Below are 26,367 nucleotides of genomic sequence, written 5' to 3'. Positions count from 1 at the left end.
CCTATTAAACCTAGCACAAAACACTGATAAATCCACTTTACCCCGCCTATTAATCACTTAAACAACCCAAGGCGTCCACGATTAAGAGCATTCTCATCGGCCCTTTAACGCAAAATGTTGACGCCGCGCCGTGATATTCCGCACACTGCGCAAAATGATTATTAGAAAGGTAATAACTTTATGAGCCAGGCATTGCAAAACCTCCTCGATCTGCTGGATCTGGAGAAAATCGAAGAAGGGCTGTTCCGCGGCCAGAGTGAAGATCTGGGGCTGCGCCAGGTGTTCGGCGGGCAGGTGGTCGGCCAGGCGCTGTACGCCGCCAAACAGACGGTGCCGGACGAACGCAGCGTGCACTCGTTCCACAGTTACTTCCTGCGCCCGGGCGACAGCAGCAAGCCTATCGTTTACGACGTGGAAACCCTGCGCGACGGCAACAGTTTCAGCGCGCGCCGCGTCAGCGCCATCCAGCACGGCAAACCTATCTTCTATATGACCGCTTCCTTCCAGAGCCCGGAAGCGGGTTTCGAGCATCAGAACCTGATGCCGGACGTACCGCCGCCGGAAGGGCTGCTGTCCGAGTCGGAGATCGCCCAGAAACTGGCGCATATGCTGCCGGAAAAAGTGCGCGAAAAATTTATCGGCCAGAAGCCGATCGAAATGCGCCCGGTGAAATTCCACAACCCGCTGAAAGGCAGCGTGGAAGAACCGCATCGCTACGTGTGGTTCCGCGCCAACGGCAGCATGCCGGACGATCAACGCATCCACCAATATCTGCTGGGCTACGCGTCGGACTTTAACTTCCTGCCGACGGCGCTGCAGCCGCACGGCGTCGGCTTCCTCGAGCCGGGCATGCAGGTGGCCACCATTGACCACTCGATGTGGTTCCACCGTCCGTTCCGCATGGATGACTGGCTGCTGTACGCGGTGGAGAGCTCCTCCGCTTCCGGCGCACGGGGCTTTGTGCGCGGCCAGATCTACACCCGCGACGGCGTACTGGTCGCCACCACCGTGCAGGAAGGGGTGATTCGCCAGCGCGACGCCTGATCCGTAATATAAAGAAAGGGGCGATGTTTCCATCGCCCCTTTTGGCTTCATCATTATTTTAGTCTTTAGCGCACTGCCCTGCTTCGAGTCTTATTGGTTGTAGGCGCTTTCGCCGTGGCTGTTGACATCCAGCCCCTCGCGCTCCTGCTCTTCCGGCACTCTCAGCCCCACCATGGCGCCCGCGATCTTGAAGGCGATAAAAGCGGCGACGCTCGACCACACCAGCGTGATCAGCACGCTCACCAGCTGGATCCAGACCTGGTGGCCCATCGTCACGCCTTCGGCGTAGCCGGTGCCGCCCAGTGAAGAGGCGGTGAACACGCCGGTCAGCAGGCAGCCGACGATGCCGCACACCCCGTGCACGCCGAATACGTCGCAGGTGTCGTCCACTTTCAGCCATTTTTTCAGCGTTACGACGCCCCACAGGCCGGCGACGCCGCCCACCAGGCCGATGATCAACGCCCCGCCCACGCCCACGGTGCCCGCCGCCGGCGTCACTGCTACCAGCCCGGCGATCATGCCGGAGCAGGCGCCCAGCAATGAAGGCTTGCCGCGCAGCACCCACTCGGCGAAGGTCCAGGAGAGAATGGCGCCCGCAGTGGCAACCACGGTGTTGAGGAATGCCAGAGCCGCAATGCCGTTGGCCGCGCTGGCGGAACCGGCATTGAAGCCGAACCAGCCGATATACAGGATGGACGCCCCGGTAAACACCATCGGCAGGTTGTGCGGTTTGAAGGCCTCTTTACCGAAGCCGGCGCGTTTGCCAATCAGGTAGGCGCCGATCAACCCGGCGCTGGCGGCGTTGATGTGCACCACGGTGCCGCCGGCGAAGTCCAAGGCGCCGTCGGCGGCCAGGTAACCGCCGCCCCACACCATGTGCGCGATCGGTAGATAAGACAGCGTGAACCAGAGGATCGCGAAGATCAGCACCGCCGAGAAGCGAATGCGTTCGGCGAAGCCACCCACCACCAGCGCCACGGTGATACAGGCGAAGGAGGCCTGGAAGGCGACGTGGATCATCTGGCTGATGCTGCCGGTGACGCTGTCGATGCCGATGCCTTTCAGCATCGCCGTCTGGAATCCGCCGAACACCGCATTGCCCTCGCTGAACGCCAGGCTATAGCCATACAACACCCACAGCACGCAGACCAGCGCGAAGGTGACGGTGACCTGCGTCAGCATCGACAGCACGTTTTTGCCGCGCAGCAGGCCGCCGTAAAACAGCGCGATGCCGGGCAGCGTCATGAACAGCACCAACGCGGTGCAGATCATCATAAAGGCGTTGTCGGCCTTATCGGCGACCGCCGGGGCGGCCAGTGCCAAAGAAGGAACCAGGGTTACCGAACTCAGGCCCAACATGGATAACAGTCTTTTCATTATCAATCCATCCCCATCACTTAACTGAGTTCGCGGTTACAGTGCCGATTCGTCGGTTTCGCCGGTGCGAATGCGGATCACACGTTGCAACTCGGCAACGAAAATTTTGCCGTCGCCGATTTTGCCTGTGTAGGCGGCTTTGCTAATCACATCAACCACTTCATCCAACTGATCGTCGGCGATGGCGATATCGATTTTGACCTTGGGCAGGAAATTGACGTTATATTCGGCGCCGCGATACAGCTCGGCGTGCCCCTTCTGGCGGCCAAAGCCCTTCACTTCGGTTACGGTCAACCCCTGAATACCCACGGAGGACAAGGCCTCGCGCACGTCCTCCAGCTTGAACGGTTTGATTACCACGGTCACCAGCTTCATATTGCCCCTCCACGAATTAAGCCCAAACTCACCCCTGGTACGCGTCATATGTAGCAAGGGCTGTGCCAAATTTTATTTTGCATGGCGATTCAGCGGATTAGCAGACACGCGGGCGCCGCCGCGGCGCGGCGCAGTACCGATACCTTGAATGGGTTAAATAATGCGCACTGATTTGGTGCGTGTCGCGTCGAAAAAGTGCAGAAAGGGGGCGTAGCCTGGCGGAGTTGCCTGCTTGTGGTGCGTTGGGAAAAATAAGGGCCGCGATCGCGGCCCGTGGGATCAGGCGGGTTGGCTCTCCTCGCGCACCGCTTCCGCCAACTGCTCGCCCGCCAGCTGCAGCTGATACATCTGGTAGTAGCGCCCCTGCTGCGCCAGCAGCTGTTGATGGTTGCCCTGCTCCACCGCCTGGCCGCGATGCAGCACCAGAATGGAATCGGCATCGACAATCGTCGAGAGGCGGTGAGCGATCACCACCAGCGTGGTGTGCTCGCGGATCGCACGCAGCGCGCGCTGGATAGCCTGTTCGGTGCCCGAGTCAATGTTGGCGGTCGCCTCGTCGAGGATCAGGATCTGCGGCGCCTGCACCAATACCCGCGCCATCGCCAGCAGCTGTTTCTGCCCAACCGACAGGTTATTGCCCTGCTCCCCCAGTCGGGTGTGAATACCCTGCGGGAAGCCACGCACCAGATCCGCCAGCTGCACCGTTTCCAGCGCTCGCCAAACGGCGTCTTCCTCGATATTGCGCCCCAACGTGACGTTGGCCAGCACCGAATCGGCGATCACCACCGGATCCTGCTGCACCATCGCCACGCCCTGGCGCAGCGTGCGGTGCGACAAGCTGGAGATCGGGCGGCCATCGAGACGCACTTCTCCCTCGCTGACCGGGTAATAGCCCATCAGCAGGTTGGCCAAGGTGCTCTTGCCGCTGCCGGTGTGCCCGACCAGCGCCACGAAGCCGCGCGACGGCACCGACAGCGAAATATGCTGCAGCACCTTTTTGTCCGCGCGGTAAGCGAAGCTCAGATCGGTGATGTCGATGCGGCCGCCGGCCAACGGACTATCGTCGGTACCGTAACTCTGCTGGCTGCGATCCATCAGTTCGAAAATGCGTTCGCCGGCCACCACTGCCTGCTGCAGGATCGACTGTTGTGACGTCAGTTCGATCAACGGTTCGTTCAAACGCCCCAGGTAGTTGATGAAGGCATAGAGTACGCCGACGCCAATCACGCCTTCACCGCTGAAGCCGAACAACATCAGCAAACCGCACAGCACCAGCGCCGAAAACAGGCTGAGCAGCGGCCGCAGCAGAAAACCGTCGAGCCGCAGCGTCTGCATGCGCGCGAGATAGTGCGATTGGCTGGCGGCGCTCATGCGCTCGCCGAAGCGCACCTGCTGGCGGAATTGCTGGATCACGCCCATGCCGTTGATCACTTCGTTGAAACCGTCGTTGATGTCCGCCAGATAACTGCGCACCCGGCGCACAATCGGCGTGCTGTAATATTGATAGATGCCCATCACCACGAACACCGCCGGGAAGATGCAGATAGCCACCAGCGCCATGCGCCAGTCGAGGCTGAACATCGCCACCAGCATGGCGCCGATCAGCGCGGCGCTTTTCAGCACCGTGGAGACCACCATCACGTACAGGTCCTTGATCACTTCGGTGTCGTTGGTGACGCGCGAGATCAATTGCCCGACCGGTTGCGTGTCGAAGGCGCTGAGCGGCTGGCGCAGCGCGGCGTCCATCACGTCGGTGCGCAGCCGCTGCACCACGCCTACCGCCGCCTGGTTGAACAGCAGCGCCTGGAAGTAATGCAGCGCCGCCGCCAGCAGCTCCAGCAGAATGTAGGCCGCCGCCAGCCCGCCGACGATCATCAGCGGCAGTTGCCCTTTGGCGACGTAATTATCGATAAAATAGCTCACCAGGATCGGCCCGGCGACTTCCGCCGCCGCCGCCACCCACAGCATCAGCACCGCCACCCCCAACGGTTTGCGGTACGGCGAACCGTAGGCCAGCAGGCGCTTCAGCGTCGGCCACAGCTTTTGCACTTTATTCATCGGCCAACGCCTCCTCGCCGTTTTCCGGCGCTTCGTCCAGCGCCGCTTCCAGCTGCTGATAGCGGTACATATCGCGATACCAGCCCGGCTGCGCCGCCAGCGCCGCCGGATCGCCACGCTGCGCCACGCCGCCGTGCTGCATCACCAGGATTTCGCTGGCCTCGGTTAATGCCGACAGCCGGTGCGCGCTGATGATCACCGTGCGATCTTGCCCCCAGCTACGCAGGTTGTGCAGGATCTGGTGTTCGGTACGGCCATCCACCGCCGATAGCGCATCGTCGAGGATCAGGATCTCCGCATCCAGCAGCAGCGCGCGCGCGATGGAGATGCGCTGTTTCTGCCCGCCCGACAGCATCACGCCGCGTTCGCCCACCTCGGTGTCATAGCCCTGCGGCAGCCGCAGAATGTCCTCATGGACGCTGGCCAACCGCGCCGCCTGTTCGATCTGCGCCTGCGTCGCCCCCGGATGGCCCAGTGCGATGTTGTTCGCCACGGTATCGGAGAACAGGAACGGCGTTTGGCTCACCACCGACAGCCGCGAACGCCAGTCGTCGAGTTTGACCTGCGGCAACGGCAGGCCGTGATAGCGGATCTGCCCTTGATCGACGTCGAACTGGCGCTGGATCAGCGACAGCAGCGTCGATTTGCCGGCCCCGGTCGGCCCGCACAGCCCCAGCATTTGCCCTGGTTTCAGCGTCAGCGCCACATCATGCAGCGCCGGGTGCGGGTTTTCCGGGTAGTGGAACGCGCGGATATCCACGTCCAGCACGCCGCGCCCGGCCGGCAGCGCCTGCGGGCCGTCCTGCACCGCCGGCGCCTCGTCGAGCAGGCTGCGGATGCGGCTGTAGGCCGCGCTGCCGCGCTCGACGATGTTGAACATCCAGGCCAGCGCCAGCATTGGCCAGATCATCAGGCCGAGGTACATCACAAAGCTGGTCAGCTGCCCGAGCGTCAACGAACCGTTCACCACCATCCAGCTGCCGCCGCCGATGGCCAGCAGGTTAGAGGCGCCGATGGCGATATAAATGGTCGGATCGAAGCGCGCATCCACCCGCGCCACGTGCATGTTCTTGGCGCCGGTCTGCGCCGCGACTTCGGCAAAGCGGTTGGATTGGTGATCTTCCAGCCCAAAGGCCTTGATCATGCGGATGCTGGTCATGCTTTCCTGCGCCTGATCGTTCAGGCTGGAAAACGCCGCCTGCGCCGATTTAAAGCGCTGGTGCAGCTGGTCGCCGTAATATTTGATGGCGATCGCCATCAGCGGCATCGGGATCAACGCCAGCACCGTCAGCTGCCAGCTGATTTGGGTGCTCATCACCACCAGCACCACCAACCCCATCACCAGCGAATCCACCAGCGTCAGCACGCCTTCGCCGGCGGCGAACACCACGCGGTCCACGTCGTTGGTGGCGCGCGCCATCAGATCGCCGGTGCGGTGGCGCAGGTAGAACGCCGGGTTTTGCCGGCTGAGTTGGCGGTAAAAGTTCTCGCGCAGCTCGACCGCCAGTTGGTAGGACGCGCCGAACAGCAATACCCGCCACACATAGCGCAGCAGGTAAACGACGATCGCGGTGCCGATCATCAGCCCGAGCCAGGCCATCAGCACGCCGGTAGACATTTGTTTTTCGGTGACGCCGTCCACGATGATGCCGACCAGCTTAGGCGGCAACAGTTGCAGGATGGCGATGACGATCAGCAGCACCACCGCCCCGAGGTAGCGGCGCCACTCCCGGCGGAAGTACCAGCCGATTTGAGCAAATAATCTCACGCAGTTTGATTCCAGGATTTTATGGGATTTGTCTCTTTTTCTGCTTCAGCGGAGCAGGATACCACCGTTGAGCCGCCCGTCCGGTGAACTTTTCACTCCGGCACCGGCAATGCAGTGGTGTATTTGATTTTTTCCATGGCAAAGCTCGAGGTGACGTCGATGAGGCCCGGCACGCCGTTCACCAGGCGCTTATAAAAGCCGTCGTAGCTTTTCATGTCCGCCACTTCGACCTGCATCAGGTAATCGTACTCCCCCGCCATGCGGTAGAACGCCAGCACCTCGGGCATCTGGCTGGTCAACTGTACAAACGCCTGATACCACTCGCTGCTGTGCTGCTGGGTCTTGATCAGCACGAACGCCGTCAGCCCCAGGCCGAGCTTTTCGTTATCCAGCAGCGCCACCCGGCCGCGGATATAGCCCTCGTCTTCCAGGCGCTTCAGGCGTTTCCAGCACGGCGTCGAGGTCAAATTGACCGCATCGGCCAGCGCCTGCAGCGACTGGGTGCAGTCTTGCTGCAGCATGCACAGCAGCTTACGGTCTGTTTTATCTAACATAGCGGCCACCAGGAGAAAAATTTTCTCCCATTAGGCGATTAAACAGGGAAAATGGCAATCCTTTTTTCCTGCCGACAGGCTATGCTACGCCATAAACCAGCCCCCTATTCTGAGGCCAAATCATGACAAACTCTTGGGTAAAATATGCTATCGGTGAAATAGAAGCGGATTTTCAGCGCTCCGCCGATACGCACCTGATTCGCCTGAACCTGCCGGCGTTTCCCGGCATCTGCCTGTATCTGAAAGATGAGAGCACCCACCCGACCGGTAGCCTGAAACACCGTCTGGCGCGCTCGCTGTTCCTTTATGGCCTGTGCAACGGCTGGATCACCGAAAACACCACCATCATTGAGGCCTCTTCGGGCAGCACCGCGGTGTCCGAAGCCTACTTCGCCCGTCTGATCGGCCTGCCGTTCATCGCGGTGATGCCGTCCTGCACCGCGCGCCGCAAGGTGGAACAGATCGCCTTTTACGGCGGCCGCTGTCACTTCGTCGATCACGCCGCCCAGATCTACGCCGCCTCCGAACAGCTGGCGAAAGAGCTGAACGGCCACTATATGGATCAGTTCACCTACGCCGAGCGCGCCACCGACTGGCGCGGCAACAACAACATCGCCGACAGCATCTTCCGCCAGATGGCGCGCGAACCCTTCCCGGTGCCGAAACACATCGTGATGAGCGCCGGCACCGGCGGCACCTCCGCCACGCTGGGGCGCTACATCCGCTATCAGGGGCACGATACGCAATTGACGGTGGTCGATCCGGAAAATTCGGTGTTCTATGACTGCTTCCACCACGGCGATCGCACGCTGATCGGCAGCTGCGGCAGCCGCATCGAAGGCATCGGCCGCCCGCGCGCCGAGCCGTCGTTCATCCCGTCGGTGGTCGACAACATGCTGCGGGTGCCGGATGCCGCCAGCGTCGCTACCATTCACTGGCTGGAAGGCGTGCTCGGCCGCAAGGTTGGCGCTTCCACCGGCACCAACGTCTGGGGTGCGCTGCAGCTGGCGAAACAGATGCGCGAAAACGGCGAGCAAGGGTCGATCGTCACCCTGCTGTGCGACAGCGGCGAGCGTTATCTGGATACCTATTACAACCCGGAATGGGTCAGCAACAACATCGGCGATCTGCAGCCGTATCTGGCGCAGCTGGCGGATTTGTAACGCCAGGCTGCGGATAAAAAAAAGCCGGGTAGTCATACCCGGCCGGCTGTAAGGAGAACCTCATTCTTCGGGGGAATAGGTGAGGCAAGGTGAACGCAGCCAATGTTGTAAATAGTGGGCCACCGCCTGCTGTTGGCAATGGCCGATAACCGGTAGCTGCGGCAGCAGGGATTTCAGCTGCGGCAGGGCGTTGCCCATCACCACGCCGTGCCCCACCGCCCCCAGCATCTCTTTGTCGTTCATCGCGTCGCCGAACGCCATGCAGTCGGCCATCGTCAGCCCCAGATGGCGGCTCAGCCGGTCCAGCGCCGTGCCCTTATTGCAACCGAGCGGCAGCACCTCCAGGCAATCGTAGGCGGAAAAGCACAGGTCTGCCTCGTCACCCAGCTGCGCCCGCAGCTGCACCTGCAACGCCAGCAGCTCCTCGTGCGGCGCGACAAAGCACACCTTGCTGTTGCCGAACGCCGGCAGGCGGCGCACGTCGGCCAGCTGAAAACGAAAGCCGCTCAGGTGGTGCGCCCGCAGCATCTCTTCCGGCACGGGAAACTCGGTCAGCCAGCCTTCGTCGCGGAACACGTGCATGCTGGCGCTGGTGCGCCAATGATGATGCAGCACCTCTTCGGCGACCGCCGCCGGCAGATCGGTAGCGTGCAGCTGTTGGCCGCGGTTGTCATACACCCGCGTGCCGTTGCCGGTGATCAGGTAGCCCTGCAGCCCCAGCTGCGCCATGATCGGCTGCGCGTCGAGGTAGTGCCGCCCGGTGGCGAACGTCACCACCATCTCCCGTTTCACCAGCTGGTTCAGCACCGCCAGCGTTTCCGGGCCAACCCGGTGATCCGGCATCAACAGCGTGCCGTCCATATCGAAAGCTGCCAGGCGATACATAAAGACCTCTTGAATGTGAACGCGATTACAATCCGTGCAGTATGGAATGGTATTTGCGGAAGTAATAGTGAACAATTTGAAAAAACCGTTCCGGATTTCTGCCCATGCGCCTGGTTCATCGCCTCAGCCAATATCAACGCCTGTACCATCAGCTCGGCAGCGCGCCGGTCGCCGTGACCATCGGCGAGCTGGCGGCGATGTTCTACTGCAGCGAGCGGCACGCCCGCACGCTGGTGCAACAGCTGCAGGATCAGGGCTGGCTGAGCTGGCATTCGCAGCCCGGCCGCGGCAAACGCGCCCGCCTGCATTGCCTGAAAACCCCGGATGAACTGCGCGCGCAGCTGTTGCAACAGCTGCTGCAACAGGGCAACCATCAGGGGGCGCTGGAGATGGCGCAGCTCGATCCGCAGCACCTGCAGGATCTGCTCAGCCCGCACCTCGGCGGGCAATGGCAGGCCGGCAGCCCGACGCTGCGCATTCCCTATTACCGCACGCTGGAAACGCTCGACCCGCTCACGCTGACCGGCCGCGCCGAGCAACACCTGGTGTCGACCCTGCACGCCGGACTGACGCGCCTGATGACCGGTAACCCGGAACCGCAGCCCGATCTGGCGCACCATTGGCAGATTAGCGATCGCGGCCTGCGCTGGCGCTTCTTTCTGCGCAGCCAGCTGCGCTGGCACAACGGCGAACCGTTGACCGGCCACCAGCTGCTGCAAACGCTGGAAAAACTGCAACACCACCCGCGCAGCCAACCGAGCCTGGCCAACGTCGCGCGCATCAGCCTGCCGCATCCGCTGTGCGTTCAGTTCGATCTGCATCTGCCGGATTACTGGCTGGCCCACCGGCTGGCGGAGCTACCTTGCCTGATGACCCACCCGGAGCTGCCGGCCATCGGCGCCGGCCCGTTCAAGCTGACGCTGAATGAACCGCAGCTGGTGCGGCTGGAACAGCACGCCGGTTACCACCTGCAGCATCCGTATCTGGACACCATCGAATACTGGATCACCCCCGATCTGCCCACCGCCGCCCCCTACACCAGCTGCCAGCATCCGGTGCGCATCACCATCGGTCAACAAGACGATTTGGCGCAGGCCCGGCCGGTGCAGCGCAGCATGAGCCTGGGCTGGTGTTATTTGGCGCTGAACCTGCGCCACGGCGTGCTGAGCGAAGCCCAGGGGCAAAAACTGCTGATGCTGATCCAGCAATCCGGCCTGCTGAGCCATCTGCCGATCCCCAACAGCGTGATCACCCCCAGCCATGAAATGCTGCCCGGCTGGCGCATCCCCCGCCAACAGGTCGAAGAGGAGGTCGCCCTGCCCGCCCGGCTGACGCTGCTGTATCGGCCGCCGGTCGAGCTGGAAACGGTGACGGCCGCGCTACAGCGGCTGCTCGCGCAGCACGGCTGCGAGCTGGAAGTGCGCTACTACGCCGGCAAGCGCTGGCAAAGCGAGGAACAGATCGCCCAGGCCGACCTGCTGCTGGCGGACAACCTGATCGGCGAAGCGCCCGAGGCGACGCTGGAGAGCTGGCTGCGGCAGGATACGCTGTGGCGCGGCATCCTGACGGAAAGCCGCTGGCAACAGCAACAGGAGACGCTGCGGCAGATCCAGCAGTTGCAGGCGCAGCAACCGCGCTTCGCACAACTGCAGGCTTATTATCAACGGCTGATGGCCGCCGCCATCATCACGCCGCTGTTTCACTACCAGTATCAGATCAGCGCGCCGCCGCGCATGCATGGCGTCACGCTGACCGCCCACGGCTGGTTCGATTTTTGCCAGGCGTGGCTGCCGCCGCCGGTGGACGACGCCCCGGCCTGAGCCGAACCGCCCTGCGCCTGGCGGCCCTTTCTGCTACTATTGTCGCCGCAACGCAATTTTATCCTGCCGCCCGAATGTGTATCGGGAGAGGCCAAAGCCCAAAAAGGTGATTTTATGAAGCGCGCGGTTGTCGTTTTCAGCGGTGGACAAGACTCCACGACCTGCTTGATCCAGGCATTGCAACAGTATGACGAAGTTCACTGCGTCACGTTCGATTACGGCCAGCGCCATCGCGCCGAGATTGAAGTGGCTCAGGAGCTGTCGGTGGCCCTCGGCGCCAAGGCGCACAAGGTGCTGGACGTAACGCTGCTCAACGAGCTGGCCGTCAGCAGCCTGACGCGCGACAATATCCCGGTTCCCGCCTACGACCCCAATCAGAAAAATGCGCTGCCGAGCACCTTCGTGCCGGGCCGCAACATCCTGTTCCTGACGCTGGCGGCGATCTACGCCTACCAGGTGGAAGCGGAAGCGGTGATCACCGGCGTGTGTGAAACCGATTTCTCCGGCTACCCCGATTGCCGCGACGAATTCGTTAAAGCGTTGAACAAGGCGGTGACGCTGGGCATCGCCCGCGATATCCGCTTCGAAACGCCGCTGATGTGGCTGAACAAGGCCGAGACCTGGGCGCTGGCGGACTATTACCACCAGCTGGATCGCGTGCGCCAGGATACGCTGACCTGCTACAACGGCATCAAGGGTGACGGCTGCGGCGAGTGCGCCGCCTGCAACCTGCGCGCCAATGGCCTGACGCAGTATCGCGCCAATCAGGCGGAAGTGATGGCGGCGTTGAAACAAAAGGCCGGTCTGGCCTGAGGCAGTGACGGCGGCAGCTTCTGCCGCCCGTTCTCCCCCCGTTTACCGTGAGTTTTCCTGCGGCACAAGCGCCTCCAGATGCGCACGCAGCTCCCCCTCGAGCGGCAGCGCACGCTGCGTTTTCAGATCGACGCACACGAAAGTCAGCAGCGCGTCGGCCACCGGCGTCCCCGCCGGATCCTGCGTCACCTTTTGGCTCAGCACGCCGCTCTTGCCGTTGAGCTGCACCATCTGGCTGTCGATACGCAGCTTATCCCCCAATACCGCCGGGCTGCGGTAATTGATATTGATGTTCACCACGATGAAAGCGATGTTGTTTTCCGTCATCCAGCGGAACCCGGCCTCGTTCTCCAGCCACTCCCAACGCGCCTCTTCCAGAAACTCCAGATAGCGAGCATTGTTAACGTGCTGGTAAACATCAAGATGATAACCGCGAACTTTGATAAAGGTTTGCATAGGGAACGATCGCTCCTGCCTGGTGATTACAGAAAGAGGGAGCCGCGCTGGCTCCCTCGCCCGTTTGGTCAACGCGCCAAACTGGTAAGACCTGTAAAATGTAGCAGAGGAGTTTCGGCCTCAGCGGCATTTTGCCACGCAGCCGCGACCGGGATCACATTTTCAGCCGGGCGCGGTTCTTCTCAAACAGCGCCGGCCCGATGCCCGGCACCTCCTGCAACTGCTCAACCTGGGTGAATGGCCCATTCTGCTCGCGGTAGCGCACGATGCCTTCCGCCTTCTTCAGGCCGACGCCGCTCAAGGCGGCGGCCAGCTGTTCGGCGGTAGCCTGATTGATGCTGACCGCCGTTTCTTCAGCTGTCTTGGTCATCACCGATTGCCCGCCATTGCTCCCCGGTGCTGAGAGCATGGGGGCCGGCGCCTCGGCTTTATTCACCGCGGCGGCCGGCCCAGCCAGGCATAACAACAGCGCGGTCAGCGCGGCGTTAACGTGACGACGGTAACCGAAAAACGCTTTTTTCTCTGAATGTTGCATGCTGTATCCTCCTTGTGTGTGACAGCACGGCTACCTTGCCGCGGCGGCGGATATTCAGCAATCGGCGGATATCAGATGTGGAAAAGGCCGCGAAAGCGGCCTTTGTTTGTTGCACTGCGTTGCAGAAAAATGCGGCGATTACTGAGGCTGTTGCTCAGCGGCGCCCATTTTGATCTCGGCTTCTTTACGCAGGCTCGCCAGCAGCGAATCGAAGGAGACGCCGGTCGCGCCCTCTTCCATTTTGCCGACGAAGGTTTTCATTTCGTCTTCCGGCAACGTGCCTGGCTTCACCGCATCGAGCGCGATCAGCACCACGTTGTCCTGACGATCCTGCGACATGCCGTATACCGGTTTACCGTCCTGCGGGTGCGGCAGCGCGAACACGCTCTCTACCAGCTGGCTGTCTTCCGGCGCGCGCGCCATCTTCTGCACGGCGCCAAAGCTCAGGCCGGCGGCTTTCATCGCCTCGTCGCCCTTGCCCTGCTTCAGCTCAACCAGCAGCTTCTCGCCCTGCAGCTTCGCTGCCTGCAGCGCCTTGTTGCGCTTCACCAGTTCCGCCACGCGGTCTTTCACCTGGTCGAACGGTTCGATGCCTTCCGGCTTGTGGCCGCTCACGCGCACCACGAAGGCGCGGTCGCCGTCTACGGTGATCACGTCGGAGTTGCTGCCCGGCGCGCCGTTCTCGCCGATCAGCGAGCCGTCGAAGATCGCCTGCACGACCGGCTTGAAGTTCAGCGCGGCAGGAATGTTGTCACGGGTGAACCAGTCGCTTTGCGCCGCTTTCACGCCGGCCGCTTCTTCAGCCGAGGCCAGAGATTCGTTGTCGCTGGTCGCCGCTTCGCTCACCTTTTGCTGCAGCGCGTAATACGCGTCTACCGCTTTCTCCTGCTGCACCTGCTTGGCGATGGCGTCATGCACTTCGCTCAGCGGCTTCACTTTCTCAGGTTCGATATCGTTCAAACGCACGATCAGGTAGCCGACGGAAGACTTCACCACGCCGGACAGCTGCCCTTTCTCGGTCAGGTTAGCCTGCTTCAGCTCGTCGGCGGTGGTTTCCGGCTCCAGCCAACCCAGCTCGCCGCCGGTGCGGCGTGAGATGATATCGGTGGATTTCTCTTTCGCCAGCGTGGCGAAATCGGCGCCCTTCTTCAGCTCGTCCAGCGCCGCGTTGGCTTCCGCCTCGGTTTTCAGCTGGATCACGCTGTAGTTTTTACGCTCCGGCTGGCCGTAGCTGCTCTTGTGCTGGTCGTAGTAAGCGCTGATGTCTTCTTCGCTCACTTTCACCTTGTCCTGCATGGACGCAGCGTCCAGCGGGATATAGCTCACCTTCACCTGCTCAGGTGCGATGAAGCTGTTCTTGTTCTGATCGTAATACGCCTTCAGTTCGTCGTCGCCGGCGCTCTGTTTCGCCTGCAGCGCTTTCAAATCGATGGTCGCCAGGCGCACGTCGCGCTCCTGCAGCACCAACGCCGCCATGGCTTGCGATTCAGACGGCAGCACGAAGCCGGAATCGCCGAAGGCCTGGATCACCTGCTGATTGACCAACTGCTGGCGCATCGACTGCGCGAAGTTGTCGGCGGTATAGCCCATGCGGCCGATCAGGTCGAGGTATTTGGCGTTATCGAACTGGCCGTTGGTCTGGAAGTAAGGCGCCTTGCGGATGGCGTCCTTGATCTGATCGTCGCTGACCGCCAGGCCCAGCTTCTTGGCGTACTGGTCGAGCAGCATGTTGTCGATCAACTGGGACAACACCTGACGGCGCATCTGCTGCATATAGCCTTCGTTGCCGGCCAGCGCGGAGAACTGGTCACCCAGCTGCTGCTGCATGCGGCTACGCTCGCTTTGGAAAGCCTGTTCCAGCTGAGCGCGCTCGATCGTCTGACCATTTACTTTCGCAGCATAATCGCCGGAGCCGCCGATCAGGTAGTTACCCACCCCGGTCAGAACGAATGACAGGATGATCAGGGCCAGGATGATTTTGAGCACGACGTGATTAGCAGCCGCGCGTAAATTGTCCATCATAGTGTGACAACACTCCGCTGTGATGTGGATTAACAACCCTTGTGCAGGCGCGTTCCCTGCGACAAAAATAAAAAAAGCGCATCAGTCCGATGCGCCTTGTATCTTACCTTACCAGCACCGCTGCGTCAGGTGATTGTTTATTACAAAACCCTGTTACGCTAAACGGTTAGACGCTAAATCAGTTTACAGCGTCTTTCAGCGCTTTCCCTGCACGGAAGGCCGGTACTTTGGCTGCCGCGATTTTGATCTCTTTACCGGTCTGCGGGTTGCGGCCGGTACGAGCCGAACGTTCACGCACGGTGAAGGAACCGAAACCTACCAGAGCCACGTCATCCCCTGCTTTCAGAGAGTCGGTAACGGAAGCGATTACTGCGTCTAAAGCACGTCCCGCTGCCGCTTTGGAAATATCAGCACCTGCGGCAATCTTGTCGATCAGTTGTGACTTATTCACTCTATCATCCCCTCTAGAATTCTATCGTCGCACCGAAAAATCCCTACGGTTGCGACAGCGCAGCTGTTATATCAATCCCATCGAACCTTGGCAAGCCACCGACTGGGTGGCAAAACGTGGGCCGACAGAGATCTAACTTAGCGGTACAAAAAAATACTGGCAAGTCCGAAATGGCTTGCCAGTATAAGTTTTATCAATGGTTTTTGCGATTCGTCACTATTTTGCCGCTACCGGCAGTGCGCCGAAGGCCGGGTTTTGCAACGCAATGTTCAAAACTTCATCGATTCGCTGCACCGGATGAATCTCCAGATCGGCGATAACATTGTCCGGAATCTCTTCCAGATCGCGCTTGTTCTCGTAAGGGATCAGCACGGTTTTGATGCCGCCGCGATGCGCCGCCAACAGCTTCTCTTTCAGGCCACCGATCGGCAACACCTGGCCGCGCAGCGTGATCTCCCCGGTCATCGCCACATCGGCGCGTACCGGGTTGCCGGTCAGGCAGGAGACCAGCGCGGTGCACATCGCGATACCGGCGCTCGGGCCGTCTTTCGGCGTCGCCCCTTCCGGCACGTGCACGTGGATGTCGCGTTTCTCGTAGAAATCGGCGTTGATGCCCAATTTCTCCGCGCGCGCGCGCACCACGGTCAGCGCCGCCTGAATCGATTCCTGCATCACTTCGCCCAGGGAACCGGTGTAGGTCAGCTTGCCTTTGCCCGGCACGCAGGCGGTTTCGATGGTCAGCAGATCGCCGCCCACTTCCGTCCACGCCAGCCCGGTGACTTCGCCCACGCGGTTTTCGGTATCCGCACGGCCGTAATCGACGCGCTGCACGCCCAGGTAATCCTTCAGGTTGTCGCCGTTGATCTCGAGATGCTTGAGCTTCTTGTCCATCAGCAGCGTTTTCACCGCTTTACGGCACAGTTTGGAGATTTCACGCTCCAGGCTGCGCACCCCGGCTTCGCGGGTGTAGAAGCGAATGATGCCGATGATGGCGCTGTCGTCGACCGTCAGCTCGCCTTTTTTCAGCGCGTTGCGCTCAAGCTGCTTCGGCAGCAGGTGCTGCTTGGCGATGTTGAGCTTCTCGTCCTCGGTGTAACCCGACAGGCGGATCACTTCCATACGGTCCAGCAGCGGCGCAGGAATGTTCATCGAGTTCGAGGTGGCAACGAACATCACGTCGGACAGATCGTAATCCACTTCCAGGTAGTGGTCGTTGAACGCCACGTTCTGTTCCGGATCCAGCACCTCCAGCAGAGCGGAGGCCGGATCGCCGCGCATGTCGGAAGACATCTTGTCGATCTCATCCAACAGGAACAGCGGGTTCTTCACCCCAACCTTGGCCATCTTCTGGATCAGTTTGCCCGGCATCGAACCGATGTAGGTACGGCGGTGGCCGCGGATTTCCGCTTCGTCACGCACGCCGCCCAGCGCCATGCGCACGTACTGGCGGCCGGTCGCTTTGGCGATCGACTGCCCCAGCGAGGTTTTACCCACGCCCGGCGGCCCCACCAGACACAGGATCGGCCCCTTGATTTTGCTGACGCGGCTCTGCACCGCGAGGTACTCGAGAATGCGATCCTTGACGCGCTCCAGGCCGTAGTGATCGGTATCGAGCACTTCCTGCGCCTTGTTCAGGTCTTTTTTCACCTTGCTGCGCGCATTCCACGGCACCTGCAGCATCCAGTCGATGTAGCCGCGCACCACGGTCGCTTCCGCCGACATCGGCGACATCATCTTCAGCTTTTGCAGTTCCGCTTCGGTTTTCTCGCGCGCCTCTTTCGGCATTTTCGCCGCATCGATCTTGCGCTTCAGCGCTTCGTGCTCGTCCGGCGCGTCGTCCATCTCGCCCAGTTCTTTCTGAATCGCCTTCATCTGCTCATTCAGATAGTACTCGCGCTGGCTCTTCTCCATCTGCTTCTTGACGCGGTTGCGGATGCGTTTCTCGACCTGCAGCAGGTCGATCTCCGATTCCATCATCGCCATCAGGTATTCCAGGCGCTCGGTGATGTCGGACATCTCGAGCACTGACTGCTTGTCGCTGAGTTTCAGCGGCATGTGGGCGGCGATGGTGTCCGCCAGGCGCGCGGCGTCGTCGATGCTGTTCAGTGAAGTCAGCACCTCCGGCGGGATTTTTTTGTTCAGCTTGATATAGCCTTCAAACTGATTGATCGCGGTGCGCACCAGCACTTCCTGCTCGCGCTCGTCGATCGCCGGCGACTCAAGGTATTCCGCCTGCGCGGCGAAATGCTCACCGCTGTCGGACAGCGTGGTGATGCGCGCGCGCTGCAGCCCCTCGACCAGCACTTTTACCGTGCCGTCCGGCAGCTTCAGCATCTGCAGGATCGACGCTACGGTGCCAACCGAGAACAAGTCATTAATGCCAGGTTCATCCGTTGAGGCCTCTTTCTGTGCCACCAGCATGATCTTCTTATCGTGATCCATTGCGGCTTCGAGGCACCGAATCGATTTTTCCCGGCCAACAAATAACGGGATCACCATGTGCGGATAAACCACCACGTCGCGCAATGGCAGAACGGGGATTTCAATGCGTTCGGAACGCTCAGGGTTCATAGAGCTCTCTCTTAGTTTAATTTCCGCCAGGTTGAGGGGGAATCTCATGAGACGCAAGCATCTAACGTTTCATAAAATCTGGTTAACGAGTATATGGGGATGAATCTCTTACATTCAACGGCAAGAATGCAGGAAAAAGAAATGGGGGATAAAATCCCCCATTTTGCTGATAACGCCCTGGTTTGACTGGCTAATTATTCGCCAGACGCCTGAGCTTCCGGCTTGCCGTAAATCAGCAGCGGTTTGGATTGGCCGGCGATGACCGACTCGTCGATCACCACTTTGTCTACGCTGTCCATCGACGGCAGATCGTACATGGTGTCGAGCAGCGCGCCTTCCACGATGGAGCGCAGGCCGCGAGCGCCGGTTTTGCGCGCCATGGCTTTCTTGGCGATGGCGTTCAACGCTTCGTCGCGGAACTCCAGCTCCACGCCTTCCAGGTTGAACAGCGCCTGATACTGCTTGGTCAGGGCGTTCTTCGGCTCTTTCAGGATCTGAATCAGCGCGTCTTCGCTCAGCTCGCTCAGGGTCGCCACCACCGGCAGACGGCCGATGAACTCAGGGATCAGGCCGAACTTGATCAAATCTTCCGGTTCGGCCTGCAGCAGCAGTTCGCCTTCGGTCGCCTTCTCGGACTCGCCCTTGACGGTCGCGCCGAAGCCGATGCCGGAGCCGGTGTTGACGCGCTGGCCGATCACCTTATCCAGGCCGGCGAATGCGCCGCCGCAGATAAACAGGATCTTGGAGGTATCGACCTGCAGGAACTCCTGTTGCGGATGCTTGCGCCCACCCTGCGGCGGAACCGCGGCGATGGTGCCTTCAATCAGCTTCAGCAGCGCCTGCTGCACACCCTCACCGGAGACGTCACGCGTGATCGACGGGTTGTCGGACTTGCGGGAAATCTTATCGATTTCATCGATATAAACGATGCCGCGCTGCGCTTTCTGCACGTCATAGTCACATTTTTGCAACAGCTTCTGGATAATATTTTCCACGTCCTCGCCCACGTAACCGGCTTCGGTCAGCGTGGTGGCGTCGGCCATGGTGAACGGCACGTCCAGGAAGCGCGCCAGCGTTTCCGCCAGCAGGGTTTTGCCGCTGCCGGTCGGGCCGATCAGCAAGATGTTGCTCTTGCCCAACTCGATACCGTTGCTGGTATCGCCGTTGCGCAGGCGTTTGTAGTGGTTGTACACCGCAACCGCCAGCACTTTCTTCGCCTGCTCCTGGCCGATGACGTAGTCATCCAGGTGGTGGCGGATCTCGTGCGGCGTCGGCAGCGCACTGCGCTCACGATGCGGGGCAACTTCTTTAATCTCTTCGCGAATAATGTCGTTACACAGATCGACACATTCATCGCAGATATACACTGACGGCCCGGCAATCAGCTTACGCACTTCATGCTGGCTTTTGCCGCAAAAAGAGCAGTACAGCAGCTTTCCTGAACCGTCTTTGCGCTTATCTGTCATCAGTCAAACCTCTTCTTTAGTCTTGTCCCGCAGGAAAATCACGGCGGCAGTGCGCCCAAACTCATATCGGGAACGCCGAGTGGCCACAGCAGAGCGAGCCCCTGCCCACTCTGATTACTATAGTCCATCGGCGCCGCGTGGTTCTAGCTGCGGTGTGTCAGAATGCCGTCAACCAGGCCGTATTCCACGGCTTCTTCCGCGGTCATAAAGCGATCGCGCTCGGTGTCGCGCTCGATCTGCTCCAGCGGCTGGCCGGTATGTTCCGCCATCAGTTCGTTCATGCGCGCTTTCACCTTGAGGATTTCGCGCGCGTGGATTTCGATGTCCGTCGCCTGGCCCTGGTAGCCGCCCAGCGGCTGGTGAATCATCACGCGCGAGTTCGGCAGGCAGAAACGTTTGCCTTTGGCGCCCGCGGTCAGCAGGAAGGAGCCCATCGAGCACGCCTGCCCCATACAGATGGTGCTGACGTCCGGCTTGATGAACTTCATGGTGTCGTAAATCGACATGCCCGCAGTGATCACCCCGCCCGGCGAGTTGATGTAGAGGAAAATGTCTTTTTCCGGGCTTTCCGCTTCGAGGAACAGCATTTGCGCCACGATCAGGTTGGCCATGTGATCTTCCACCTGGCCGGTCAGGAAAATGATGCGCTCTTTCAGCAGGCGGGAATAGATGTCGTAAGAACGCTCCCCGCGTGAAGTCTGCTCTACCACCATCGGCACCAGCGCCATGTTCGGTGCAAATTGATCTCGTTCGCCACTGTATGACATTACCGTCTCCTAATAGAAATTGCCTTGGCGGCCAGGGTGTCACCCTAATACGCCGATTCTACTTGAGAACGGCCATGATGACTATGCTCAAGCATTCGACCCGCGCCGCACGTACCCGACGGTTATTTCATCCCGCGCACTTTGGCAAACAGCCCCAGAATTATTCTTTACAGATTGGGGGATCCCGGCGCGATTTCAAGCCCAGAGGCCGATTTTCTCCGCGCGCCGAAAACGATGCCGTTAATCTGACCGTTATCATGCCAGCCAGTTCCCCAGGCAACAGGGTAAATATAGTGCATATTGCCCCGCTTAACCTGAGATTAATCAGCAACGTGGCAAAAAGAAAAGCCCGCAACCTGAGGTTGCGGGCTTTTTCATCGTGCGTCGGTTCGCCAGGCGAAACCGGGGGCGCCGTTCATGGCGCCCGGCACGCCGGCATTACGCCTGTTGAGTCTGGTTCATCAGCTCGCTGAAGGTAGTGGCTTTTTCAGTCACTTTCGCTTTTGCCAGCAGGGCTTCAACCGCTTGCTCTTCCAGAGCCACGTTGCGCATATTGTTCATCAGCTCTTTGTTTTTGCTGTAGAACTCGATGACTTCGCTCGGATCTTCGTAGGCAGAAGCCATTTCTTCGATCAGCGTCTTCACGCGGTCTTCGTCAGCTTTCAGGTCGTTGGTGCTGATCACTTCGCCCAGCAGCAGGCCAACCACTACGCGGCGTTTCGCTTGCTCTTCGAACAGCTCGCGTGGCAGTTCCAGCGCTTGCTTCTCGTTGCCGCCGAAACGCTGTGCAGCCTGACGACGCAGTACGTCGATTTCGCCATCGATCAGGGCAGCTGGCACGTCGATTTCGTTCGCGCTCACCAGGCCGTCGATCGCCTGAGACTTGATGCGGTTACGCACGGCGCCTTTCAGCTCGCGCTCCATGTTCTTGCGAACTTCGGTGCGCAGGCCGGCAACGGAACCGTCCGCCACGCCGAAACGCTTGATGAACTCTTCGGTCAGCTCCGGCAGTTCGCGCTCTTCAACTTTCTTCAGCACGATAGCGAATTTGGCCGCTTTGCCCTTCAGGTTTTCCGCGTGGTAATCTTCCGGGAAGTTCACGTCGATGGAGAACTCTTCGCTCGCTTTGTGACCGACCAGGCCTTCTTCGAAGCCTGGGATCATGCGACCCTGGCCCATTGCCAGTACGAAGTCGGACGCTTTGCCGCCTTCGAACTCTTCACCGTCGATAGAACCGGTGAAGTCAACGGTCACGCGATCTTCAGCTTCCGCTGCGCGATCGGTTTCTTTCCAGGTCGCCTGCTGCTTGCGCAGGGTATCCAGCATCGCGTCGACGTCTTCGTCGTTCACTTCAACCACAGGTTTTTCAACTTCGATGTTTTCCAGGCCTTTCAGCTCAACTTCTGGATACACTTCGAATTCAACGGCGAAAGTGAAGTCTTCACCTTCTTTGTACTCGCCCGGCACGTAGTTTGGTGCGCCGGCCGGATTAATCTTTTCTTTGATGATCGCGTCAACGAAGCTGCGCTGCATCGCTTCGCCCAGCACGTCCTGACGAACAGAGGCGCCGTAACGCTGTTCCACGATGTTCATCGGCACTTTGCCTTTGCGGAAGCCGTCGATACGCACGCTTTTCGCTGCGTTGATCAGCTCTTTCTTCACCGCCTGCTTGATAGTATCAGCCGGTACAGTAATAGAGAGACGGCGCCCAAGGCCTTGAGTGGTTTCTACTGAAACTTGCATCTTGTTACCTCAAAAAAATCACAGTGCTCGGTCAACTCCGTTCCAAGAACCAGGACGGCTACAAATAAGAACCGAGTTCCCTGATGACAGAAGCGTCCCGAAACCATTCCGGAAAAATAAGACGCGACATTATAGCGGCGCATGCATGGCGAGTCGAGGAAAGCTAGGCGGCGCAGGCACGCTAAAACTCACACTTTTGCCGATTCGATCGCCAAAAGGCCGCCAAAACAGCCCGAACGTTGGCCACATTGCGCATCGGCCGTGTCGTCGTCAAAAACAGAAACGGCCCGCAGGCCGTTTCAAAATTCGTCAGTAGTAATACCCTAATTCAAGGGCAAAGTTCCACTGATACCTGAAAATTTCCCCCTCAGGCCAGCGTCCCGGCGCCGCGACACGGCGGCGAGGCCGGCACGGTATCCTGCAACCCTTCCCACTCTTTGAGCGTGTAGGTGTGCAGCGCCAGCGCGTGTACGCCGTCCGCCAGCTCCTCCGACAGCACGCCGTAAATGGAGCGGTGGCGCGTCAAAAAACGTTCGCCGACGAAGCGATCGCTGACCAATACCACTTTGAAATGGCTTTCTGAACCCGCCGGAACGTTATGACGATAGCTTTCATCAACGACTTCCAGATACGCGGGCTCAAACGCCGCCCTTAACTTTGCTTCTATTTGCTCGCGAATCATAGGATCTCCTTACAACACCGGCAGAGGACCGTGCCCATCTAGTTCAATATTAGCCGGTTTCCCCCCGTTTAGACCATCGCCGGGACAAATTTCTCTTTTCTGCGGTCAAATGATGAGCGTCATCCCCGCCGCTTGGGGGATTATCCGATTGAGCGGGCCAAAAAAGCGTGTTTTTATCAACGGCAGGTAAAAATTTGTCACTCAGGCGCCTTCCGCGCTTCCACCGCACGGCGGCGATGCTATGATGTCGGCAATTTGTTGTCGGCTATCCCGCTCTGATTATTGCTAAATCCATCGAGAATGAGACAGAAAACATGTTAAAGAAACTTTGTCTTCCTTTGCTGGCCGCCCTGCTGCTGGCCGGCTGTGCGACCAGCAGCAACACCCTGAACGTCACGCCGAAAATCGTTCTGCCGCAGCAGGATCCTACCCTGCAGGGCATCACCGTCAGCATCAACGGCGCGGATCAGCGCACCGATCAGGCGCTGGCCAAGGTGAACCGCGACGGCCAGTTGGTCACGCTGACGCCATCGCGCGATCTGCGTTTCCTGCTGCAGGAAGTGCTGGAGAAACAGATGGGCGCACGCGGCTACATGATCGGCGCCGACGGCCCGGTGGCGCTGCAAATCGTCGTCAATAATCTGTACGCGGACGTCTCCGAAGGCAACCTGCGCTACAACATCACCACCAAAGCCGACATCTCGATCATCGCCCAGGCGAAGAACGGCAACAAGCAGGTGAAGAATTACCGCTCGACCTATAACGTGCAGGGCGCCTTCACGGCCACCAACGAGAAGATCACCGACGCCGTCAACTCCGTGCTGGGCGACGTGATCGCCGATATGGCCCAGGACACCAGCGTCAACGATTTCATCAAGCAAAACGCGCGCTAATCGCCGCGCCTTGTGCCGCCCGGCGGATCGGGCGGCGCAGACAGGGAACTCATGTCGAAACACTATCTGAACATTTTCACCCAGCGTAACTCCGCCATTCTGCTGCTGCTGGGCTTCGCGTCGGGTCTGCCGCTGGCATTGACCTCCGGCACGCTGCAAGCCTGGATGACCGTCGAAAATATCGATCTGAAAACCATCGGCATCTTCTCGCTGGTGGGCCAGGCCTACGTCTTCAAATTCCTCTGGTCGCCGTTCATGGACCGCTATACCCCGCCGTTCCTCGGGCGGCGGCGCGGTTGGCTGCTGGTCAGCCAGCTGCTGCTGGTGGCGGCGATCGTGGCGATGGGCTTTATGCAGCCCGCGCAGCACCTGTGGTGGCTGGCGGCGTTGGCGGTGCTGGTGGCGTTCTGCTCCGCCTCGCAAGATATCGTGTTCGACGCCTACAAGACCGATCTGCTGAAAGCCGAAGAGCGCGGGGCGGGCGCGGCGATCTCGGTGCTGGGTTACCGGCTGGCGATGCTGGTTTCCGGCGGCCTGGCGCTGTGGCTGGCGGATCGCTATTTCGGCTGGCAAGCCACCTACTGGCTGATGGCCGGATTGATGCTGATCGGCGTGGCCGCCACGCTGCTGGCGCCGGAGCCGGACGAAAGCATCCCGGCGCCGCGCACCATGGAACAGGCGGTCGTCGCGCCGCTGCGTGATTTCTTCGGCCGCAACAACGCCTGGCTGATCCTGCTGCTGATCGTGATGTACAAAATGGGCGACGCCTTCGCCGGCAGCCTGAGCACCACCTTCCTGATCCGCGGTGTGGGGTTCGACGCCGGTGAAGTCGGGCTGGTCAACAAAACCCTCGGCCTGTTCGCCACCATCGTCGGCGCCCTGTTCGGCGGTGTGCTGATGCAGCGTCTCAGCCTGTTCCGCGCGCTGATGCTGTTCGGCGTCCTGCAGGCGGTCTCCAACCTCGGGTATTGGATCCTGGCTGTGACCGACAAGAGCCTGCTCACCATGGGCAGCGCCATCTTCCTCGAAAACCTGTGTGGCGGCATGGGCACCGCGGCCTTCGTGGCGCTGCTGATGACGCTGTGCAACCGTTCGTTCTCCGCCACCCAGTTCGCGCTGCTGTCGGCGCTGTCCGCCGTGGGGCGCGTCTATGTCGGCCCGATCGCCGGCTGGTTCGTCGAAGCCCACGGCTGGCCGTTGTTCTACCTGTTCTCTATCGCCGCCGCCCTGCCCGGCTTGCTGCTGCTCGGCATCTGCCGTCAGACGCTGGAGCACACCCAGCAGCATGGCGACTTCATGCCGCGCACCGAGTTTTCAGAATCTTACCGTTGGGCACTGCGCCTGCTGACGCTAGGCTGTTCGCTGTTGGGCCTGTGGTTGCTGTTGCTGATCGCCAATGCGCAGGACTGGACGCAGGCACCGCTGCTGGCCGATCGGCTGCTGCAAGTCGGCGCCGCGCTGAGCCTGCTCGGCGTCGCGATGGGCAGCACGCTGGATTACCTCGCCCTTCGCCGCACCCGTTTGGCATAATCTGACCGGCCGGCGATTTCGCCGGCCGAAAAAAAAGCGATCCGGGGGTATATTTATTTCGGTAAAAAAAGATAATCGGCGCGAAAATTATTTTTTTATCCGACTGCCGCGCTCGGAAATAAAATTAAATTCACCTTTAAGACACAATTATTTTACATTAAATAAACCTTTTCTTCGTATTTCCCTGCCGCGCATTTCTTCGCCAAATTCATCATACCTTTAGTTTTCCTTAACATACGGGCTGCTCGTCACGATTCAGCGTGCCAACGCGTTGTTGTCATTAGTAAATTGTCACGCAGGGTTACATCTGTGACCCCCTTAACAGAAAGTGTCAACAAGCCGCTGACACTCCCTTAAGCATGTTTACAGTACTGCAACCTTCCCGTAAAATGCCCGCACACATGAAACGACAATTGAGCCTTTGTTATTGAGGTCGTTAGATGAGACTTAAGAAATACAATAAAAGTATTGGGATGCTGTCATTAATCGCAGCCACTGTATTGCTCAGTGGTTGCGATATGGTTTTGATGAATCCCAAAGGAGCAATTGGTGTTGAGCAACGGACACTGATTATCACTGCAATCGCGTTGATGTTGATCGTGGTGGTGCCAGTTATCTTCATGGCGTTCGCCTTTGCCTGGAAGTATCGCGCTTCCAACAAAGACGCCAAGTACAGTCCGAACTGGGCCCACTCCAACAAGATCGAAGCGGTCGTCTGGACCATTCCTATCATTATCATCGCCATCCTTGGCACCATTACCTGGAAGACTACCCACGAACTCGACCCGTTCAAGCCGATTGTCACCGACAAGAAGCCGATGACGATCGAAGTGGTGTCGCTCGACTGGAAATGGCTGTTCATCTACCCGGAACAAGGCATTGCGACCGTTAATGAGCTGGCTTTCCCGAAAGATGTTCCAGTCGAATTCAAGATCACCTCTAACTCGGTAATGAACTCGTTCTTTATCCCGCAGTTGGGTGGACAGATTTATGCGATGGCCGGCATGCAGACCAAACTGCACCTGATCGGCAACGAAGCCGGTGCCTACAAAGGCATCTCCAGCAGCTACAGCGGCGCAGGCTTCTCCGGTATGAAATTCACCGCGATCGTTACCCCGACCGAAGGCGACTTCGATCAGTGGGTGGCCAAGGTGAAGGCATCGTCTAAAAACCTGAACACCACCGACGACTTTAACAAACTGGCAGAGCCGAGTGAAAACAACCCGGTTGAGTACTTTGCCGCTGTCAAACCGAATTTGTTCAAAGAAACAATTGCCAAATTCATGGGCGACATGGATATGCACAAGGGCGCTGGCGCGCACGAAGGCATGGACATGAGCCAAGGTATGGACATGGGTGAACATGCTGCTCACGCCGGAGCCGAGGAATAACTG

Annotated in this window: 22 protein-coding genes; 7 read left to right on the top strand and 15 right to left on the bottom strand. The window is 59.7% G+C overall.

Translation table 11 applies throughout. From position 1 onward, the window contains the following. Nucleotides 1-180 precede the first annotated feature (180 nt). Nucleotides 181-1,044 carry an acyl-CoA thioesterase II gene (gene tesB / locus ACK3CV_RS05680; protein WP_004940320.1) on the top strand — a complete coding sequence of 288 codons (864 nt, stop codon included), beginning with the start codon at nucleotides 181-183 and terminating at the stop codon, nucleotides 1,042-1,044. Nucleotides 1,045-1,134: 90 nt separating this feature from the next. Here the strand turns inward: tesB and amtB are convergent, their stop codons facing one another. The 5 genes from amtB to ACK3CV_RS05655 all read right to left on the bottom strand — a co-directional run bounded on the left by amtB (nucleotide 1,135) and on the right by ACK3CV_RS05655 (nucleotide 7,176). Continuing rightward, complete coding sequence (gene amtB / locus ACK3CV_RS05675; RefSeq protein WP_033633994.1) at nucleotides 1,135-2,421, bottom strand: ammonium transporter AmtB; 1,287 nt, start codon at nucleotides 2,419-2,421, stop codon at nucleotides 1,135-1,137. A gap of 36 nt (nucleotides 2,422-2,457) precedes the next feature. Beyond that, entirely contained in the window at nucleotides 2,458-2,796 is a 339-nt protein-coding gene (glnK, locus tag ACK3CV_RS05670; RefSeq protein WP_004940327.1) for a P-II family nitrogen regulator, read from the bottom strand. Between the two features lie 279 nt (nucleotides 2,797-3,075). After that, nucleotides 3,076-4,854 (bottom strand): multidrug efflux ABC transporter permease/ATP-binding subunit SmdB, encoded by a 1,779-nt coding sequence (gene smdB / locus ACK3CV_RS05665; protein WP_004940328.1) that lies wholly within the window; start codon nucleotides 4,852-4,854, stop codon nucleotides 3,076-3,078. Continuing rightward, entirely contained in the window at nucleotides 4,847-6,622 is a 1,776-nt protein-coding gene (smdA, locus tag ACK3CV_RS05660; RefSeq protein ID WP_038876191.1) for a multidrug efflux ABC transporter permease/ATP-binding subunit SmdA, read from the bottom strand. Before smdA ends, smdB begins: the two co-directional genes overlap by 8 nt. 92 nt (nucleotides 6,623-6,714) lie before the next feature. Continuing rightward, nucleotides 6,715-7,176, bottom strand: a complete 462-nt coding sequence (locus tag ACK3CV_RS05655; protein ID WP_004940330.1) for an Lrp/AsnC family transcriptional regulator — start codon at nucleotides 7,174-7,176, stop codon at nucleotides 6,715-6,717. Nucleotides 7,177-7,298: 122 nt separating this feature from the next. Here ACK3CV_RS05655 and ACK3CV_RS05650 point away from each other — a divergent pair, with 122 nt between their 5' ends. Next, nucleotides 7,299-8,339 (top strand): PLP-dependent cysteine synthase family protein, encoded by a 1,041-nt coding sequence (locus tag ACK3CV_RS05650; RefSeq protein WP_015376851.1) that lies wholly within the window; start codon nucleotides 7,299-7,301, stop codon nucleotides 8,337-8,339. Nucleotides 8,340-8,399: 60 nt separating this feature from the next. Here the strand turns inward: ACK3CV_RS05650 and cof are convergent, their stop codons facing one another. Next, complete coding sequence (gene cof, locus ACK3CV_RS05645) at nucleotides 8,400-9,224, bottom strand: HMP-PP phosphatase (RefSeq protein ID WP_033637320.1); 825 nt, start codon at nucleotides 9,222-9,224, stop codon at nucleotides 8,400-8,402. Between the two features lie 104 nt (nucleotides 9,225-9,328). Here cof and ACK3CV_RS05640 point away from each other — a divergent pair, with 104 nt between their 5' ends. Both ACK3CV_RS05640 and queC read left to right on the top strand, forming a co-directional pair. Beyond that, the gene (locus tag ACK3CV_RS05640; RefSeq protein ID WP_164141169.1) at nucleotides 9,329-11,044 is read left to right on the top strand and encodes an SgrR family transcriptional regulator; all 1,716 of its coding nucleotides are present in this window, start codon (nucleotides 9,329-9,331) and stop codon (nucleotides 11,042-11,044) included. A gap of 114 nt (nucleotides 11,045-11,158) precedes the next feature. Continuing rightward, nucleotides 11,159-11,857 (top strand): 7-cyano-7-deazaguanine synthase QueC, encoded by a 699-nt coding sequence (gene queC / locus ACK3CV_RS05635; RefSeq protein WP_004940343.1) that lies wholly within the window; start codon nucleotides 11,159-11,161, stop codon nucleotides 11,855-11,857. A gap of 42 nt (nucleotides 11,858-11,899) precedes the next feature. Here queC and ACK3CV_RS05630 read toward each other — a convergent pair whose 3' ends face one another. The 9 genes from ACK3CV_RS05630 to bolA all read right to left on the bottom strand — a co-directional run bounded on the left by ACK3CV_RS05630 (nucleotide 11,900) and on the right by bolA (nucleotide 22,550). Next, nucleotides 11,900-12,313: an acyl-CoA thioesterase gene (locus ACK3CV_RS05630; protein WP_033637318.1), complete on the bottom strand. Its 414-nt coding sequence runs from the start codon at nucleotides 12,311-12,313 to the stop codon at nucleotides 11,900-11,902. A 154-nt stretch (nucleotides 12,314-12,467) separates the two neighbouring features. After that, nucleotides 12,468-12,848, bottom strand: coding sequence for a ComEA family DNA-binding protein (locus tag ACK3CV_RS05625; RefSeq protein ID WP_033637317.1), 381 nt, complete (start codon nucleotides 12,846-12,848; stop codon nucleotides 12,468-12,470). A gap of 138 nt (nucleotides 12,849-12,986) precedes the next feature. Then, the gene (gene ppiD, locus ACK3CV_RS05620; protein ID WP_033637316.1) at nucleotides 12,987-14,870 is read right to left on the bottom strand and encodes a peptidylprolyl isomerase; all 1,884 of its coding nucleotides are present in this window, start codon (nucleotides 14,868-14,870) and stop codon (nucleotides 12,987-12,989) included. Nucleotides 14,871-15,048: 178 nt separating this feature from the next. Further along, a complete protein-coding gene (gene hupB / locus ACK3CV_RS05615; protein WP_004940351.1) occupies nucleotides 15,049-15,321 on the bottom strand; it encodes a nucleoid-associated protein HU-beta in 273 nt (90 codons plus the stop codon). A 216-nt stretch (nucleotides 15,322-15,537) separates the two neighbouring features. Further along, the gene (lon, locus tag ACK3CV_RS05610; RefSeq protein WP_033637315.1) at nucleotides 15,538-17,892 is read right to left on the bottom strand and encodes an endopeptidase La; all 2,355 of its coding nucleotides are present in this window, start codon (nucleotides 17,890-17,892) and stop codon (nucleotides 15,538-15,540) included. A gap of 194 nt (nucleotides 17,893-18,086) precedes the next feature. Beyond that, nucleotides 18,087-19,358: an ATP-dependent protease ATP-binding subunit ClpX gene (clpX, locus tag ACK3CV_RS05605; protein ID WP_004940354.1), complete on the bottom strand. Its 1,272-nt coding sequence runs from the start codon at nucleotides 19,356-19,358 to the stop codon at nucleotides 18,087-18,089. 143 nt (nucleotides 19,359-19,501) lie between these two features. Further along, nucleotides 19,502-20,125, bottom strand: coding sequence for an ATP-dependent Clp endopeptidase proteolytic subunit ClpP (gene clpP, locus ACK3CV_RS05600; protein WP_016928858.1), 624 nt, complete (start codon nucleotides 20,123-20,125; stop codon nucleotides 19,502-19,504). Nucleotides 20,126-20,563: 438 nt separating this feature from the next. After that, the gene (tig, locus tag ACK3CV_RS05595) at nucleotides 20,564-21,868 is read right to left on the bottom strand and encodes a trigger factor (RefSeq protein WP_164141171.1); all 1,305 of its coding nucleotides are present in this window, start codon (nucleotides 21,866-21,868) and stop codon (nucleotides 20,564-20,566) included. 367 nt (nucleotides 21,869-22,235) lie between these two features. Further along, nucleotides 22,236-22,550 (bottom strand): transcriptional regulator BolA, encoded by a 315-nt coding sequence (gene bolA, locus ACK3CV_RS05590; protein ID WP_004940361.1) that lies wholly within the window; start codon nucleotides 22,548-22,550, stop codon nucleotides 22,236-22,238. A 314-nt stretch (nucleotides 22,551-22,864) separates the two neighbouring features. On the opposite strand from bolA, the gene ACK3CV_RS05585 reads away from it, so the two are divergent. The 3 genes from ACK3CV_RS05585 to cyoA all read left to right on the top strand — a co-directional run bounded on the left by ACK3CV_RS05585 (nucleotide 22,865) and on the right by cyoA (nucleotide 26,364). Further along, entirely contained in the window at nucleotides 22,865-23,443 is a 579-nt protein-coding gene (locus ACK3CV_RS05585; RefSeq protein ID WP_033634001.1) for a lipoprotein, read from the top strand. Nucleotides 23,444-23,494: 51 nt separating this feature from the next. Then, nucleotides 23,495-24,973 (top strand): muropeptide MFS transporter AmpG, encoded by a 1,479-nt coding sequence (ampG, locus tag ACK3CV_RS05580; RefSeq protein ID WP_086579533.1) that lies wholly within the window; start codon nucleotides 23,495-23,497, stop codon nucleotides 24,971-24,973. 440 nt (nucleotides 24,974-25,413) lie between these two features. Beyond that, entirely contained in the window at nucleotides 25,414-26,364 is a 951-nt protein-coding gene (cyoA, locus tag ACK3CV_RS05575) for a cytochrome o ubiquinol oxidase subunit II (protein ID WP_025301763.1), read from the top strand. The last annotated feature ends 3 nt before the right edge of the window (nucleotides 26,365-26,367 follow it).

It is taken from the genome of Serratia sp. TSO36 (genome assembly GCF_057808395.1).
The sequence above is the reverse complement of the archived record's forward strand: the minus strand, read 5'-3'. Positions and strand labels throughout refer to the sequence as shown.

Excerpts from the sequence above, each read along its gene's own strand:
- tesB (WP_004940320.1), top strand. The coding sequence starts at position 181 with ATGAGCCAGGCATTGCAAAACCTCCTCGATCTGCTGGATCTGGAGAAA.
- ACK3CV_RS05630 (WP_033637318.1), bottom strand. The coding sequence starts at position 12,313 with ATGCAAACCTTTATCAAAGTTCGCGGTTATCATCTTGATGTTTACCAG.
- cof (WP_033637320.1), bottom strand. The coding sequence starts at position 9,224 with ATGTATCGCCTGGCAGCTTTCGATATGGACGGCACGCTGTTGATGCCG.
- tig (WP_164141171.1), bottom strand. The coding sequence starts at position 21,868 with ATGCAAGTTTCAGTAGAAACCACTCAAGGCCTTGGGCGCCGTCTCTCT.
- clpX (WP_004940354.1), bottom strand. The coding sequence starts at position 19,358 with ATGACAGATAAGCGCAAAGACGGTTCAGGAAAGCTGCTGTACTGCTCT.
- ampG (WP_086579533.1), top strand. The coding sequence starts at position 23,495 with ATGTCGAAACACTATCTGAACATTTTCACCCAGCGTAACTCCGCCATT.
- bolA (WP_004940361.1), bottom strand. The coding sequence starts at position 22,550 with ATGATTCGCGAGCAAATAGAAGCAAAGTTAAGGGCGGCGTTTGAGCCC.
- ACK3CV_RS05655 (WP_004940330.1), bottom strand. The coding sequence starts at position 7,176 with ATGTTAGATAAAACAGACCGTAAGCTGCTGTGCATGCTGCAGCAAGAC.
- ppiD (WP_033637316.1), bottom strand. The coding sequence starts at position 14,870 with ATGATGGACAATTTACGCGCGGCTGCTAATCACGTCGTGCTCAAAATC.
- ACK3CV_RS05625 (WP_033637317.1), bottom strand. The coding sequence starts at position 12,848 with ATGCAACATTCAGAGAAAAAAGCGTTTTTCGGTTACCGTCGTCACGTT.
- amtB (WP_033633994.1), bottom strand. The coding sequence starts at position 2,421 with ATGAAAAGACTGTTATCCATGTTGGGCCTGAGTTCGGTAACCCTGGTT.
- cyoA (WP_025301763.1), top strand. The coding sequence starts at position 25,414 with ATGAGACTTAAGAAATACAATAAAAGTATTGGGATGCTGTCATTAATC.
- ACK3CV_RS05585 (WP_033634001.1), top strand. The coding sequence starts at position 22,865 with ATGTTAAAGAAACTTTGTCTTCCTTTGCTGGCCGCCCTGCTGCTGGCC.
- ACK3CV_RS05640 (WP_164141169.1), top strand. The coding sequence starts at position 9,329 with ATGCGCCTGGTTCATCGCCTCAGCCAATATCAACGCCTGTACCATCAG.
- clpP (WP_016928858.1), bottom strand. The coding sequence starts at position 20,125 with ATGTCATACAGTGGCGAACGAGATCAATTTGCACCGAACATGGCGCTG.
- ACK3CV_RS05650 (WP_015376851.1), top strand. The coding sequence starts at position 7,299 with ATGACAAACTCTTGGGTAAAATATGCTATCGGTGAAATAGAAGCGGAT.
- queC (WP_004940343.1), top strand. The coding sequence starts at position 11,159 with ATGAAGCGCGCGGTTGTCGTTTTCAGCGGTGGACAAGACTCCACGACC.
- glnK (WP_004940327.1), bottom strand. The coding sequence starts at position 2,796 with ATGAAGCTGGTGACCGTGGTAATCAAACCGTTCAAGCTGGAGGACGTG.
- smdB (WP_004940328.1), bottom strand. The coding sequence starts at position 4,854 with ATGAATAAAGTGCAAAAGCTGTGGCCGACGCTGAAGCGCCTGCTGGCC.
- lon (WP_033637315.1), bottom strand. The coding sequence starts at position 17,892 with ATGAACCCTGAGCGTTCCGAACGCATTGAAATCCCCGTTCTGCCATTG.